12 protein-coding genes and 2 other RNA genes are annotated in these 12,289 nt (G+C 44.8%); 8 read left to right on the top strand and 6 right to left on the bottom strand.

Features of this window, described 5'->3' with window-relative positions; genetic code table 11:
- Window positions 1-32: 32 nt before the first annotated feature.
- From ykzD to ykoG, 5 genes are all read right to left on the bottom strand, one after another.
- Complete coding sequence (gene ykzD, locus BSU_13290; protein ID NP_389212.1) at window positions 33-170, bottom strand: hypothetical protein; 138 nt, start codon at window positions 168-170, stop codon at window positions 33-35.
- An 82-nt stretch (window positions 171-252) separates the two neighbouring features.
- Complete coding sequence (ykoJ, locus tag BSU_13280) at window positions 253-765, bottom strand: hypothetical protein (RefSeq protein NP_389211.1); 513 nt, start codon at window positions 763-765, stop codon at window positions 253-255.
- Window positions 766-856: 91 nt separating this feature from the next.
- Window positions 857-1,537 carry a conserved membrane protein of unknown function gene (ykoI, locus tag BSU_13270; protein ID NP_389210.1) on the bottom strand — a complete coding sequence of 227 codons (681 nt, stop codon included), beginning with the start codon at window positions 1,535-1,537 and terminating at the stop codon, window positions 857-859.
- Window positions 1,534-2,898: a two-component sensor histidine kinase [YkoG] gene (ykoH, locus tag BSU_13260; RefSeq protein ID NP_389209.1), complete on the bottom strand. Its 1,365-nt coding sequence runs from the start codon at window positions 2,896-2,898 to the stop codon at window positions 1,534-1,536. The genes ykoI and ykoH overlap by 4 nt, the downstream gene beginning before the upstream one ends.
- 3 nt (window positions 2,899-2,901) lie before the next feature.
- Window positions 2,902-3,588, bottom strand: a complete 687-nt coding sequence (gene ykoG, locus BSU_13250; RefSeq protein NP_389208.1) for a two-component response regulator [YkoH] — start codon at window positions 3,586-3,588, stop codon at window positions 2,902-2,904.
- Between the two features lie 101 nt (window positions 3,589-3,689).
- Here ykoG and tswB point away from each other — a divergent pair.
- The 5 genes from tswB to thiX all read left to right on the top strand — a co-directional run bounded on the left by tswB (window position 3,690) and on the right by thiX (window position 7,471).
- An RNA gene (gene tswB, locus BSU_misc_RNA_19) (thiamine pyrophosphate riboswitch) lies at window positions 3,690-3,802 on the top strand.
- A gap of 96 nt (window positions 3,803-3,898) precedes the next feature.
- Window positions 3,899-4,501 (top strand): thiamine-binding protein (oxidation stress protein), encoded by a 603-nt coding sequence (gene thiU / locus BSU_13240; protein NP_389207.1) that lies wholly within the window; start codon window positions 3,899-3,901, stop codon window positions 4,499-4,501.
- Window position 4,502: 1 nt separating this feature from the next.
- Window positions 4,503-5,102: a thiamine transporter, permease component gene (thiV, locus tag BSU_13230; RefSeq protein NP_389206.2), complete on the top strand. Its 600-nt coding sequence runs from the start codon at window positions 4,503-4,505 to the stop codon at window positions 5,100-5,102.
- Window positions 5,089-6,732, top strand: coding sequence for a thiamine ABC transporter (ATP-binding subunit) (thiW, locus tag BSU_13220; protein NP_389205.2), 1,644 nt, complete (start codon window positions 5,089-5,091; stop codon window positions 6,730-6,732). The genes thiV and thiW overlap by 14 nt, the downstream gene beginning before the upstream one ends.
- On the top strand, window positions 6,707-7,471 hold the full coding sequence (gene thiX / locus BSU_13210) for a thiamine transporter, transmembrane T component (RefSeq protein ID NP_389204.1): 765 nt from the start codon (window positions 6,707-6,709) through the stop codon (window positions 7,469-7,471). The genes thiW and thiX overlap by 26 nt, the downstream gene beginning before the upstream one ends.
- Before the next feature lie 30 nt (window positions 7,472-7,501).
- Here thiX and rsbRB read toward each other — a convergent pair whose 3' ends face one another.
- Complete coding sequence (rsbRB, locus tag BSU_13200) at window positions 7,502-8,335, bottom strand: component of the anxiosome (stressosome) (protein NP_389203.1); 834 nt, start codon at window positions 8,333-8,335, stop codon at window positions 7,502-7,504.
- 222 nt (window positions 8,336-8,557) lie between these two features.
- Here rsbRB and ispA point away from each other — a divergent pair, with 222 nt between their 5' ends.
- From ispA to metE, 3 genes are all read left to right on the top strand, one after another.
- Window positions 8,558-9,517, top strand: a complete 960-nt coding sequence (ispA, locus tag BSU_13190; protein ID NP_389202.1) for an intracellular serine protease — start codon at window positions 8,558-8,560, stop codon at window positions 9,515-9,517.
- A gap of 132 nt (window positions 9,518-9,649) precedes the next feature.
- Window positions 9,650-9,805: S-adenosylmethionine riboswitch (gene mswB, locus BSU_misc_RNA_18), an RNA gene on the top strand.
- A gap of 127 nt (window positions 9,806-9,932) precedes the next feature.
- Window positions 9,933-12,221 carry a cobalamin-independent methionine synthase gene (gene metE / locus BSU_13180; RefSeq protein NP_389201.2) on the top strand — a complete coding sequence of 763 codons (2,289 nt, stop codon included), beginning with the start codon at window positions 9,933-9,935 and terminating at the stop codon, window positions 12,219-12,221.
- Window positions 12,222-12,289 lie beyond the last annotated feature (68 nt).

Genomic DNA, 12,289 nt, shown 5'->3' with positions numbered 1-12,289 from the left:
ACAATTACGGAACAAAACAAGGGCCTAAGCCCTTATTCTGTTGTTTGTGTCTCGTCATCTTCAGAAAGCAAATGATACGTTTCATGAAGAAATAAGGCATACTCTCCTTCCTTCGTCGGATGAGGGACATATTCAGCCTGATTGATGTATTGCTCCTCTTTCTTTTCCATGCGTTTCGCCTCCTTTTCTACTTAGATTGTCCAAAAGAAGGTTTCTTATCATGAAAAACCCCCGCTGCAGCGGGGGTTTTGATTAGTCATCTATCTCCTGTTTGATAATGCGTCCATCTTTTGCGGAAATTTCAAATTCTGTCTCAGTTCCTTGCTTCGTTTGGATTTCCATTTCATAGATGTAAGCACCGTCATCTTCGTCAAGCTTACTTTCTGTTACGGTTCCACCTGTTTGCTTTAAAGCAATTTCTTCAGCTTCTTCTTTGGTTATGGCGACTTGTTCTGCTTTCTCCTTTAACGGGTCATTAAGCGCTTGTTTTGTATGAATATCTACATAAACGTCGTAGTCTTCACCTTCTTTTTCAATCTCCACTTCATAGACTTCTTTGCCGTTGTAAAGGTCTCTGTCAATGTCTTCTACTGTGCCGTCAACAACTGTTTTAGCAATTGCTTCTGCTTCTTGTTCAGTGAGTGCATCCGTCTTAGAAGAAGCCTGTCTGTTTTCATTGTTTTCTGTGGCAAACGCGTTGTAGCTGAATCCTCCGGCCGCTAGGCACCCTGCTAAAAGACCGACCATCCATTTTTTCTTGAGCATTTGTGAGCCCTCCTTTGTTTTGTATGAGTACAGTTTACATACTCAACATGAAAGGAAAACGAGAGCAAGATGAGAATTTGATGAGAAACCGTCAGTCTTCATACACAATGTTAGCTACCTTTCCTGTGTAGGCATTGATTTTCACTGTCGCTTCCTTATTATCAGGAAGATCAACGTCTACTTCAAAGATGAGAGTGCCCTCACTTTCTTCGAGATCTGCGTCATCCGCTGTTCCGCCCGTTTTTCGCTCTGCAATTGTTTTGGCTTCTTTTTTCGTAATCGGCGTTTTTTGTTGATCTTTGCTGCTGATTTGATCGGCAGACAAGACTGTTTTTGCCTGCATGTCTACCTTCACTTCGTATGTTTTCCCGTCTTCTTTTTGTATGGTATAAGTGGCAACTTGACTTTGCCGTGTTTGTTTTTTGACCGTTCCCGGCACCCGCTCAAGCGCGAGATGCTCGGCTTCTTTTTCTGTCATGGCAGATGGATTCACTGCTTTTACTCTATTCATTGAAAGAATGTCAGCCGATATTGCGTCTGCTTTTACAAAGTAAGTTCCCTTTGGATTTTCAAGGGTTATATCATATGTTTTTTTATCCTTTGATTGTGTTGCTTTCGTGACCTTGCCTTCATAAGAGGCTTCGACTTTTTTTACGACAGTCTCCTTTGACAATACGTTCTCATGGGTTTGCCGAATGATGAGAAACGTACAGATGATGACAACTAAAATGGCTGCTGCAGCAAAAGATACTGTTTTTATTGTTTTAGTCATCGGCCTCCCCCATTCTGTTCGCTGAATTGCATGGTGACAGCTGTTCCTTGTCCCGGCTTGCTTTTGACAGACAGCTCAATGCCATGCTCATCAGCGATTTGCTTGGCAATGGAAAGGCCTAAACCTGTTCCGCCTGTTTTTCTGTTTCGTGCCTCATCTGCCCGGTAGAACCGTTCGAACAAATGCGGGATATGCTCCTCAGGTATTCCGATGCCTTCATCCCTCACTGATAGAAATGGCCGTCCATTCCTCGTTCCGGCTGACATCTCAATAGGCTTTTCACTATACTTTATTGCATTATCAAGCAAAATGGTCAACAGCTGCTTGATGCGTTCTTCATCTGCCTTTACAAGCAGGCTCTCTTTATCTGTTTCAAGCAATATGTCACGCTGATAAACGGACTGGAGCGTTTGCATAACCGCGCGCGCCGCTTTAATCAGATCGATTGTTTTCAGATCAACCTCGAGTCCTTGATGGCTTTTGGCCAGCGCCAAAAGCTGATTGGTCAGTTTTTTCATATGCACCGCTTCTGAGTGAATGGCTTCTATCGACTCCTCAAGCACCTCCGGCTTTTTTGCACCCCACCGCTTCATCAGGCTGCTGTAGCTTTCTATAATAGTGAGCGGGGTTTTCAATTCGTGTGAAGCATCTTGAACAAATTGCTGCTGTTTATCATAGTGCTCCTTCAGCATCATTGCCATTTCATTAAATGTCAGCCCCATTTGATACAATTCATCGTTGGACTGTCCTTCTAAAGAAATCGTTTTAAATTCTTTGTCTCGCTGTATGTCTTTCATTGTGATCATTAATCGTCTGATCGGATTGATGATTCGGCGGGCTAGCAAGCTGCCTGCAAAAAAAGAAGCAATGCAGACAGCAGCACTTGCAGCGATTAAGATGATTTTCAGCAGAAACAGACTCTCTTCTGTGTTCTCCAGTCTTTCAACCAGCTGAAGAGACACGACTTGTCCATCGGTCCAAATCACCGGAACAGCAGCCTCGGCAAACAGCTTGCCGTCAGGTTTCCTCACATCTGCCGTTTCGCCGCTATGAAAAGAGAGAGGAAAATCTTTATAGGCTTTTTCTTTTGTGATCGTCATAACGGCTTTTTGATCACCATTCACTACACGCACCATGCCATTTGCCGGAAGATAGGCCTGCAGCATATCCTGCAAAGCCACTCCTTCTGTTTCAGCGGCACGCAGCGCTTCGGCAATGTTATCCGTCTCATCAGCAAGCCGGGCCGCATCCTTTGATGTCAGCGCAGACGAAAAAATGAGATATACTGCGGTATGAACCAAAATTAATAAAATCAACAGTGATATCGAAGTGTATAGATGAATCTTGGTCTTCAGCTTCATCGTTTACCCCTTAATGGCATAGCCGACCCCGCGAATCGTATGGATCAGCTGTTTTTCGTAAGGATAGTCCAGTTTTTTTCTGATGTATCTTATGTAGACGTCCACGACATTTGTATCACCGATATAATCAAATCCCCATACTGAGCTTAGAATTTGCTCCCGTGTCAGCACTTGCTGCGGATGCTTTAGCATATAGACGAGCAGATCAAATTCCCGCGGCGTTAATTCCACCTCTTTGTCTCCGCGTCTCACTTCACGGGTTTTTTCGTTCACCCGCAAATCGTCATATGTAAGAAAGGTGCCGATATCTTCAGTTTTTGTTCCATTTTGCCGCAGCGCCGCCCTGATTCTCGCAAGCAATTCCTCGATTTCAAACGGCTTGGTGACATAGTCATTTGCACCGATGTCCAGACCTGTTACCTTATCAGGAATACTGTCTCGCGCCGTTAATAATATGACCGGTGTCTGCGAATCCGTTTTTCTCAAGCGGCGCAGCACTTCCAGTCCGCTAAGCCCCGGAAGCATGACATCAAGAAGCACCAAGGAATACCCGCCTTCCGCTGCCGCATCAAGACCTTCTGTGCCATTGTGTTTGATCGTGACGCTGTATCCTTCATATTCCAATTCAAGCTGAAGAACCCTGGCGATTTTTTCTTCATCTTCCACAATTAATATGTGTCCTTTTTCCAAATTTGACCATCCTCTCCCGTCCCTATATGAAAAAAATGATTTCGTTGTTTACAAAATGATTCTTATCATCTATTATGATGTCAAAATAAAAAATTGTATACGGAAAGCACTAGGGGTGCTGTTTTGGCTGAGATAAAGCGCGGAAGAAACGCGCTTTGATCCCTTATGACCCGATCTGGATAATACCAGCGTGGGGAAGTGCAGGTTGACCGAATGGTGTATTTTTTTGTGCGCTTAATCGATCTATGACTGCATATTCCCTTAGGATATGCAGTTTTTTATTTTACCAAAAAAACAGGAGGTCGGAGAAATGGAGCATATTTGCGGTACAAGCAGAATCGCCGGTTTTCGCTTCTCTTTATATCCGATGACGGATGATTTTATCAGTGTGATCAAGTCTGCGCTGAAAAAAACAGATACATCCAAGGTTTGGACGAAAACCGACCATATCAGCACGGTGTTACGCGGATCGATTGATCATGTATTCGATGCTGCAAAAGCCATTTACCTTCATGCAGCAAACAGCGAACAACACATCGTCATGAACGGCACGTTTTCCATTGGATGCCCGGGTGACACACAGGGGGATACATATCTTTCCAAAGGTGATAAGCGTGTCAATGAAGATGCTGTCCGAGGCTTGAAGGCGGAAGCGCCGTGCCAATTTGCCCTTTATCCAATGAATGAGCCGGATTATATGGGATTGATTATGGAGGCTGTCGACATTGCAAAAGCCCAAGGCACTTTCGTACAGGGTGTCCATTACGCGAGCGAGCTTGACGGGGATGCGCATGACGTATTCAGCACATTGGAGGCCGTTTTCCGCATGGCTGAGCAGCAAACAAACCACATCACCATGACTGTGAATCTTTCGGCTAACAGTCCATCAAGAAAAAACAGAAAGCAGGGATAACATGAAAAGCTGGAAAGTAAAAGAAATTGTCATCATGTCCGTTATCAGTATCGTATTTGCCGTTGTTTATTTATTATTTACACATTTCGGAAACGTACTTGCAGGTATGTTTGGGCCAATCGCCTATGAACCAATTTACGGCATTTGGTTTATCGTTTCTGTGATCGCCGCGTACATGATTCGAAAACCGGGTGCGGCGCTCGTTTCTGAAATCATTGCCGCTCTCGTTGAGTGCCTGCTGGGAAATCCGTCTGGCCCGATGGTCATCGTCATTGGCATTGTTCAAGGGCTCGGGGCTGAGGCTGTATTTCTTGCAACACGCTGGAAAGCATACTCTCTCCCTGTCCTTATGCTGGCCGGTATGGGGTCTTCAGTAGCCAGCTTTATCTATGATCTCTTTGTTTCTGGCTATGCAGCCTATTCACCAGGTTATCTGCTCATTATGCTTGTGATCCGCCTCATTTCCGGCGCGCTTTTGGCGGGGCTTCTCGGAAAAGCTGTCAGCGACTCTCTCGCTTATACAGGTGTGTTAAACGGAATGGCACTCGGAAAGGAACTGAAAAAGAAACGGAAGCGGGCGTCAGAACATGCAAGCCTTTGATGAGCTTCTGACGGTTGAGCAGCTCAGCTTCTCTTATGAAGAAGACGAGAAACCGGTTTTTCAAGACATTTCGTTTGAGCTTCAAAAAGGAGAATGTGTTTTATTATTAGGACCGAGCGGATGCGGTAAAAGCTCGCTCGCCCTTTGTTTAAACGGTCTATATCCGGAGGCTTGCGACGGCATTCAGTCCGGACATGTATTTCTATTTCAAAAGCCGGTCACAGATGCTGAAACCTCCGAAACGATTACTCAGCATGCCGGGGTCGTTTTTCAGGATCCTGATCAGCAGTTCTGCATGCTGACGGTGGAGGACGAAATAGCGTTCGGGCTGGAAAATCTGCAAATTCCAAAAGAAGAAATGACAGAGAAAATCAACGCCGTATTAGAAAAATTACGCATTACCCATTTAAAAGAAAAAATGATCTCAACCCTTTCAGGAGGACAAAAGCAGAAAGTGGCTCTCGCCTGTATTTTGGCGATGGAGCCTGAGCTTATTATTTTAGATGAGCCGACCTCTCTTTTAGACCCTTTCTCAGCTCGGGAGTTCGTTCATCTGATGAAGGATCTTCAGCGGGAAAAAGGTTTCAGCCTCCTCGTCATTGAGCACCAGCTTGATGAATGGGCGCCTTGGATTGAGAGAACGATCGTACTCGACAAATCAGGCAAAAAGGCACTGGATGGCCTGACGAAAAATCTATTTCAGCATGAAGCGGAGACACTAAAGAAATTGGGCATCGCCATTCCAAAGGTCTGTCATCTGCAGGAAAAGCTGAGTATGCCGTTTACTTTATCAAAAGAGATGCTGTTCAAAGAGCCTATTCCTGCCGGGCATGTCAAAAAGAAGAAAGCCCCTTCTGGGGAGAGTGTGCTTGAAGTCAGCAGCCTTTCGTTCGCGAGAGGACAGCAGGCGATTTTCAAAGACATCAGCTTTTCGTTGCGCGAAGGCTCTTTAACGGCGCTTGTCGGTCCGAACGGAACTGGAAAATCGACGCTCCTATCAGTTCTGGCCAGTCTCATGAAACCGCAAAGCGGCAAAATCCTTCTCTATGATCAGCCGCTGCAGAAATATAAAGAAAAAGAATTGCGTAAACGGATGGGATTTGTTTTTCAAAACCCTGAGCATCAATTCGTCACCGATACGGTGTATGACGAGCTTCTGTTCGGCCAGAAAGCAAATGCTGAAACTGAGAAAAAAGCGCAACACCTGCTGCAGCGTTTTGGTCTTGCGCATTTGGCTGATCATCATCCGTTTGCGATCAGCCAAGGGCAAAAACGGCGACTGAGCGTAGCTACTATGCTCATGCATGACGTAAAGGTTTTATTATTAGACGAACCAACCTTTGGCCAGGATGCCCGCACGGCGGCTGAATGCATGGAAATGATTCAACGTATCAAGGCAGAGGGAACTGCTGTCCTTATGATTACACACGATATGGAGCTAGTCTCTTCGTATGCTGACAGCGTGCTTGTGCTTCACGATACAGGCCTGGCCTTTGACGGATCTCCAGCGCAGTTGTTTTCTCAAGAAACAGGGCTTGTTCAAAAAGCAAAGCTCACCCTTCCCCTTCTATATGAATGGATGGCATTTCAAGAGGAGGTGCGTGATGAAGCAACCGTTACATCTCATTAATCCGACTGTGAAAGCGGCGGCGGTTTTTTGTTGTGTCGTCATGCTGTCGTTTATTTACAACCCTTACACTCCGGCATGTTTTTATATCATCATCGTTGCGGGCGTTTTACTGGCGGCCGGAATCCCATTGAAAAAATGGTTGTTGTTTACGATTCCGTTTTTGATTTTAGCATTCGGATGCGTGTGGACAGCCGCAGTTTTTGGAAAAGTGCCGACAACACCGGATAATTTTTTGTTTCAAGCAGGCCCTATCTCCATTAACAGCGATAATGTGTCTGTCGGCATCTCTCTCGGGTTTCGTATTTTATGCTTTTCCGCCTTATCGATGATGTTTGTTTTTACAACCGATCCGATTCTATTTATGCTGAGCCTTGTCCAGCAGTGCAGGCTCTCACCAAAGCTCGCGTACGGTGTCATTGCAGGCTTTCGCTTTCTTCCGCTGTTAAAGGATGAGGTCCAGCTGATTCAGCAGGCTCATAAAATCAGAGGAGGAGCGGCGGAGAGCGGCATCATTAATAAAATCAGTGCGTTAAAACGATATACCATACCGCTATTGGCAAGCGCCATCAGAAAAGCGGAACGGACAGCGCTTGCGATGGAATCGAAAGGATTTACAGGAAGCAGAAACCGGACATACTACAGGACATTGAGCGTGAACCGGCGCGACTGGGTGTTCTTTTGCCTCGTCCTCTTATTATTCGCGGGATCCTTTCTCGTATCTTTATGTTTCGCATCATAAAAAATCCGCTATCACAGATAGCGGATTTTTTTATTGATGATAGTTTAATGCTTGGGCAAGGTTGGTTTTAATAGTAATATTCGAAAAGTCAATCCCCAGCTGTACAGCAGTTTGCGCAATTTCAGGCCTGATTCCTGACAGGGTTGACCGGACACCGATCAGATTAAGCGCCTCAATCAATTTAAAGATCTGGTGCGCCACCATCGTATCCACCACAACAACACCTGACAGATCGATTAACAGATGCTCCACACGTCTTTTCGCACAAGCTTGAAGCGTGTTTTCCAGAATAAACTTCGCCCGTTCGGTATCAATGTCACCGACAAGCGGCAGCAGAGCTGTTGATTTGCTCAGGGTAATGACAGGTGAGCTTAATTCCAATATCATTTCTCTTTGGGCGTTTAATTGCTGCTTGGCATTCATTTCAGCGTGATCAACGAATGTATAAATGGTGAAATCAAATACTTTTACAATCAAATCTGCCCATTTTTGCTTCTCTCCCGGTTCAAACGCTGATTCATTTTCTTCTGCGAACTTCTCAAAATACTTCGTATATAATCTCCTGTTTCTCATAAACTCCCGAATGACATACTGAACCGGTGTGTCGAGATGTTTTTGATCGTTGGTCAGCTCAATGACCCACTCTTGAAACTCTTCGAGAAATTGTTTTTCCGGTAAAACATACATGTAATTCAGATGCCGGTAAAATTCTCTGTCCTGCTCTTTCAATTCTTCCGTTACTGTTGCATTATGTAGGGCGTAAAGCGAATTCGGATCACTTTCCTCCATCGTTTCAATCCATTCCTCGGCCATTTGTTCCACATGCTCTGAAAAAAATGCATATAATTTTTCATTCAGTTTCATGACACTGCTCCTTTCCCCAACACTATTATAACTTGACTTACAGTTGAATCCCAGTCATACATGTTGAAGCCATCCAATATTTTGAAGATTACTAATTCTTTGGTGTGTATCCTATTTTTTCAAAATGCTTCAAATGGCTCTGTCCGAGCGCTTGCTTTTTTCATATAATATGAGGCAACACCCTTGAATCCACTTGCAAGCATAAAAAAGGAGGGCTTTTTTATGAATGGTGAAATCCGCTTGATCCCGTATGTGACGAATGAGCAGATCATGGATGTAAACGAGCTTCCTGAGGGCATTAAAGTGATTAAGGCGCCAGAAATGTGGGCAAAAGGGGTAAAAGGCAAAAATATTAAAGTTGCTGTATTAGACACAGGCTGCGACACAAGCCACCCTGATTTAAAAAATCAAATCATCGGCGGAAAGAACTTCACGGATGACGACGGCGGCAAGGAAGATGCGATTTCCGACTACAACGGACACGGCACACACGTCGCCGGAACAATTGCAGCTAATGATTCAAACGGAGGCATTGCCGGAGTCGCGCCTGAGGCAAGCCTATTGATTGTGAAGGTTCTTGGCGGCGAGAACGGCAGCGGACAATACGAATGGATAATTAACGGCATCAACTACGCGGTGGAACAGAAAGTCGACATCATCTCAATGTCCCTTGGAGGGCCAAGCGATGTGCCAGAGCTAAAAGAAGCAGTGAAAAACGCAGTGAAAAACGGAGTGCTTGTCGTTTGTGCAGCGGGAAATGAAGGTGACGGCGACGAACGCACAGAAGAGCTTTCCTACCCCGCAGCTTATAATGAAGTGATTGCAGTTGGATCTGTTTCTGTAGCGCGAGAATTATCAGAATTTTCTAACGCGAATAAAGAGATTGACCTTGTGGCACCAGGAGAAAACATCTTATCCACCCTTCCCAACAAGAAGTACGGTAAGCTGACCGGCACTTCAATGGCTGCCCCTCATGTCAGCGGTGCGCTTGCTTTAATCAAAAGCTATGAAGAAGAATCATTTCAAAGAAAGCTTTCTGAATCTGAGGTTTTCGCACAGCTAATCCGCAGGACACTTCCTCTTGATATTGCAAAAACGCTGGCAGGCAATGGATTCCTGTATTTAACAGCTCCTGATGAGCTCGCAGAAAAAGCAGAGCAATCACATTTGTTGACCCTATAAGATTATTTTTCTTATATAATATACACCACATCATGTAAATAAAAATTTCAAATTCTATGTTGACAATGAATTTGAATTACTGTTAAGATTACCAACAAATGATTCAACTTTTCAAAAAATTAATAACATTTTCTCTTATCGAGAGTTGGGCGAGGGATTGGCCTTTTGACCCCAACAGCAACCGACCGTAATACCATTGTGAAATGGGGCGCACTGCTTTTCGCGCCGAGACTGATGTCTCATAAGGCACGGTGCTAATTCCATCAGATTGTGTCTGAGAGATGAGAGAGGCAGTGTTTTACGTAGAAAAGCCTCTTTCTCTCATGGGAAAGAGGCTTTTTGTTGTGAGAAAACCTCTTAGCAGCCTGTATCCGCGGGTGAAAGAGAGTGTTTTACATATAAAGGAGGAGAAACAATGACAACCATCAAAACATCGAATTTAGGATTTCCGAGAATCGGACTGAACCGGGAATGGAAAAAAGCACTTGAAGCGTATTGGAAAGGCAGTACTGATAAAGATACGTTTTTGAAGCAAATCGACGAACTATTTTTATCCGCAGTAAAAACACAAATTGACCAGCAGATTGATGTTGTGCCTGTTTCTGATTTCACACAGTATGACCATGTACTCGACACAGCAGTCAGCTTCAACTGGATCCCGAAACGGTTCAGACATTTGACTGACGCTACCGATACATACTTCGCTATCGCCCGCGGAATCAAAGACGCTGTATCTAGTGAAATGACAAAATGGTTTAATACAAATTACCATTACATCGTTCCGGAATATGACGAGAGCATTGAGTTCCGTCTGACAAGAAACAAACAACTCGAAGATTATCGCCGGATCAAACAGGAATACGGTGTGGAAACAAAGCCTGTGATTGTCGGCCCTTATACGTTCGTTACGCTTGCTAAAGGCTATGAACCGTCTGAAGCAAAAGCGATCCAAAAACGCCTTGTGCCATTATATGTACAGCTTTTGAAAGAGCTTGAAGAAGAAGGCGTAAAATGGGTTCAAATCGATGAGCCGGCGCTCGTTACCGCCTCTAGTGAAGATGTACGCGGCGCAAAAGAATTATTTGAAAGCATTACAAGTGAGCTTTCATCCTTGAATGTGCTTTTGCAGACGTATTTTGATTCTGTTGATGCTTATGAAGAGCTGATCTCTTACCCGGTTCAGGGAATTGGCCTTGATTTCGTTCACGACAAAGGCAGAAACCTGGAACAGCTTAAAACACATGGCTTCCCGACAGATAAAGTGCTGGCAGCCGGCGTTATCGACGGACGCAACATTTGGAAAGCGGACCTTGAAGAGCGTCTCGATGCCGTTCTTGATATTCTCAGCATTGCAAAAGTTGATGAACTGTGGATTCAGCCTTCCAGCAGCCTGCTGCATGTTCCAGTAGCGAAACACCCTGATGAGCATTTGGAAAAAGACCTATTGAACGGATTATCCTACGCAAAAGAAAAGCTGGCCGAGCTGACAGCTTTGAAAGAAGGCTTAGTATCAGGAAAAGCGGCGATCAGCGAAGAGATTCAGCAGGCTAAGGCTGATATCCAGGCGCTTAAACAGTTTGCAACAGGCGCCAATTCTGAACAAAAGAAAGAGCTTGAGCAATTAACTGATAAAGACTTCAAGCGCCCGATTCCGTTTGAAGAACGTTTAGCCCTACAAAATGAATCTCTCGGCCTTCCGCTTTTGCCGACGACAACGATCGGCAGCTTCCCGCAGTCTGCTGAAGTGCGGAGCGCACGCCAAAAATGGCGGAAAGCTGAGTGGTCCGATGAACAGTATCAAAACTTTATCAATGCGGAAACAAAAAGATGGATTGATATTCAGGAAGAATTGGAGCTTGATGTCCTTGTTCACGGCGAATTTGAACGGACAGACATGGTCGAATACTTCGGTGAAAAGCTGGCCGGTTTCGCCTTCACTAAATATGCCTGGGTTCAATCATACGGCTCACGCTGTGTCCGCCCGCCAGTCATTTACGGAGATGTTGAATTTATTGAACCGATGACAGTGAAAGACACAGTCTACGCACAGTCATTGACTTCCAAGCATGTGAAAGGAATGCTGACGGGCCCGGTTACAATCTTAAACTGGTCTTTCCCTCGAAACGACATCTCGAGGAAAGAAATCGCCTTCCAAATCGGGCTTGCCCTTCGCAAAGAAGTTAAAGCGCTTGAAGACGCAGGCATTCAAATCATTCAAGTCGATGAACCAGCGCTGCGTGAAGGCCTTCCATTGAAAACCCGCGATTGGGATGAGTATTTGACTTGGGCGGCAGAAGCTTTCAGATTAACCACTTCTTCCGTGAAAAACGAGACACAAATTCATACACATATGTGCTACAGCAACTTCGAAGATATCGTTGATACAATCAATGATCTTGATGCCGATGTGATTACAATCGAACATAGCAGAAGCCACGGAGGATTTTTAGATTACTTAAAAAACCACCCGTATTTGAAAGGGCTTGGCCTTGGTGTATATGACATTCACAGCCCTCGTGTGCCGTCAACTGAAGAAATGTACAATATTATCGTTGATGCGCTTGCCGTCTGTCCGACTGACCGCTTCTGGGTAAATCCAGACTGCGGATTGAAAACAAGACAGCAGGAAGAAACGGTTGCAGCATTGAAAAATATGGTTGAAGCCGCAAAACAGGCAAGAGCACAGCAGACACAGCTAGTATAATTTGAAAAAACCATCTGCATTTGGCAGATGGTTTTTTTCTATAATACAGCCACAATCGGTTTCTTATT

Source organism: Bacillus subtilis subsp. subtilis str. 168 (assembly GCF_000009045.1).
Classification (GTDB): domain Bacteria; phylum Bacillota; class Bacilli; order Bacillales; family Bacillaceae; genus Bacillus; species Bacillus subtilis.
Note: the sequence above shows the minus strand (reverse complement) of the source record. Positions and strands in the feature narration are given on the sequence as shown.

Coding starts and splice junctions, on each gene's coding strand:
- ykzD (NP_389212.1), bottom strand. CDS start 170: ATGGAAAAGAAAGAGGAGCAATACATCAATCAGGCTGAATATGTCCCT.
- ykoJ (NP_389211.1), bottom strand. CDS start 765: ATGCTCAAGAAAAAATGGATGGTCGGTCTTTTAGCAGGGTGCCTAGCG.
- ykoI (NP_389210.1), bottom strand. CDS start 1,537: ATGACTAAAACAATAAAAACAGTATCTTTTGCTGCAGCAGCCATTTTA.
- ykoH (NP_389209.1), bottom strand. CDS start 2,898: ATGAAGCTGAAGACCAAGATTCATCTATACACTTCGATATCACTGTTG.
- thiU (NP_389207.1), top strand. CDS start 3,899: ATGGAGCATATTTGCGGTACAAGCAGAATCGCCGGTTTTCGCTTCTCT.
- thiV (NP_389206.2), top strand. CDS start 4,503: ATGAAAAGCTGGAAAGTAAAAGAAATTGTCATCATGTCCGTTATCAGT.
- thiW (NP_389205.2), top strand. CDS start 5,089: ATGCAAGCCTTTGATGAGCTTCTGACGGTTGAGCAGCTCAGCTTCTCT.
- thiX (NP_389204.1), top strand. CDS start 6,707: ATGAAGCAACCGTTACATCTCATTAATCCGACTGTGAAAGCGGCGGCG.
- rsbRB (NP_389203.1), bottom strand. CDS start 8,335: ATGAAACTGAATGAAAAATTATATGCATTTTTTTCAGAGCATGTGGAA.
- ispA (NP_389202.1), top strand. CDS start 8,558: ATGAATGGTGAAATCCGCTTGATCCCGTATGTGACGAATGAGCAGATC.
- metE (NP_389201.2), top strand. CDS start 9,933: ATGACAACCATCAAAACATCGAATTTAGGATTTCCGAGAATCGGACTG.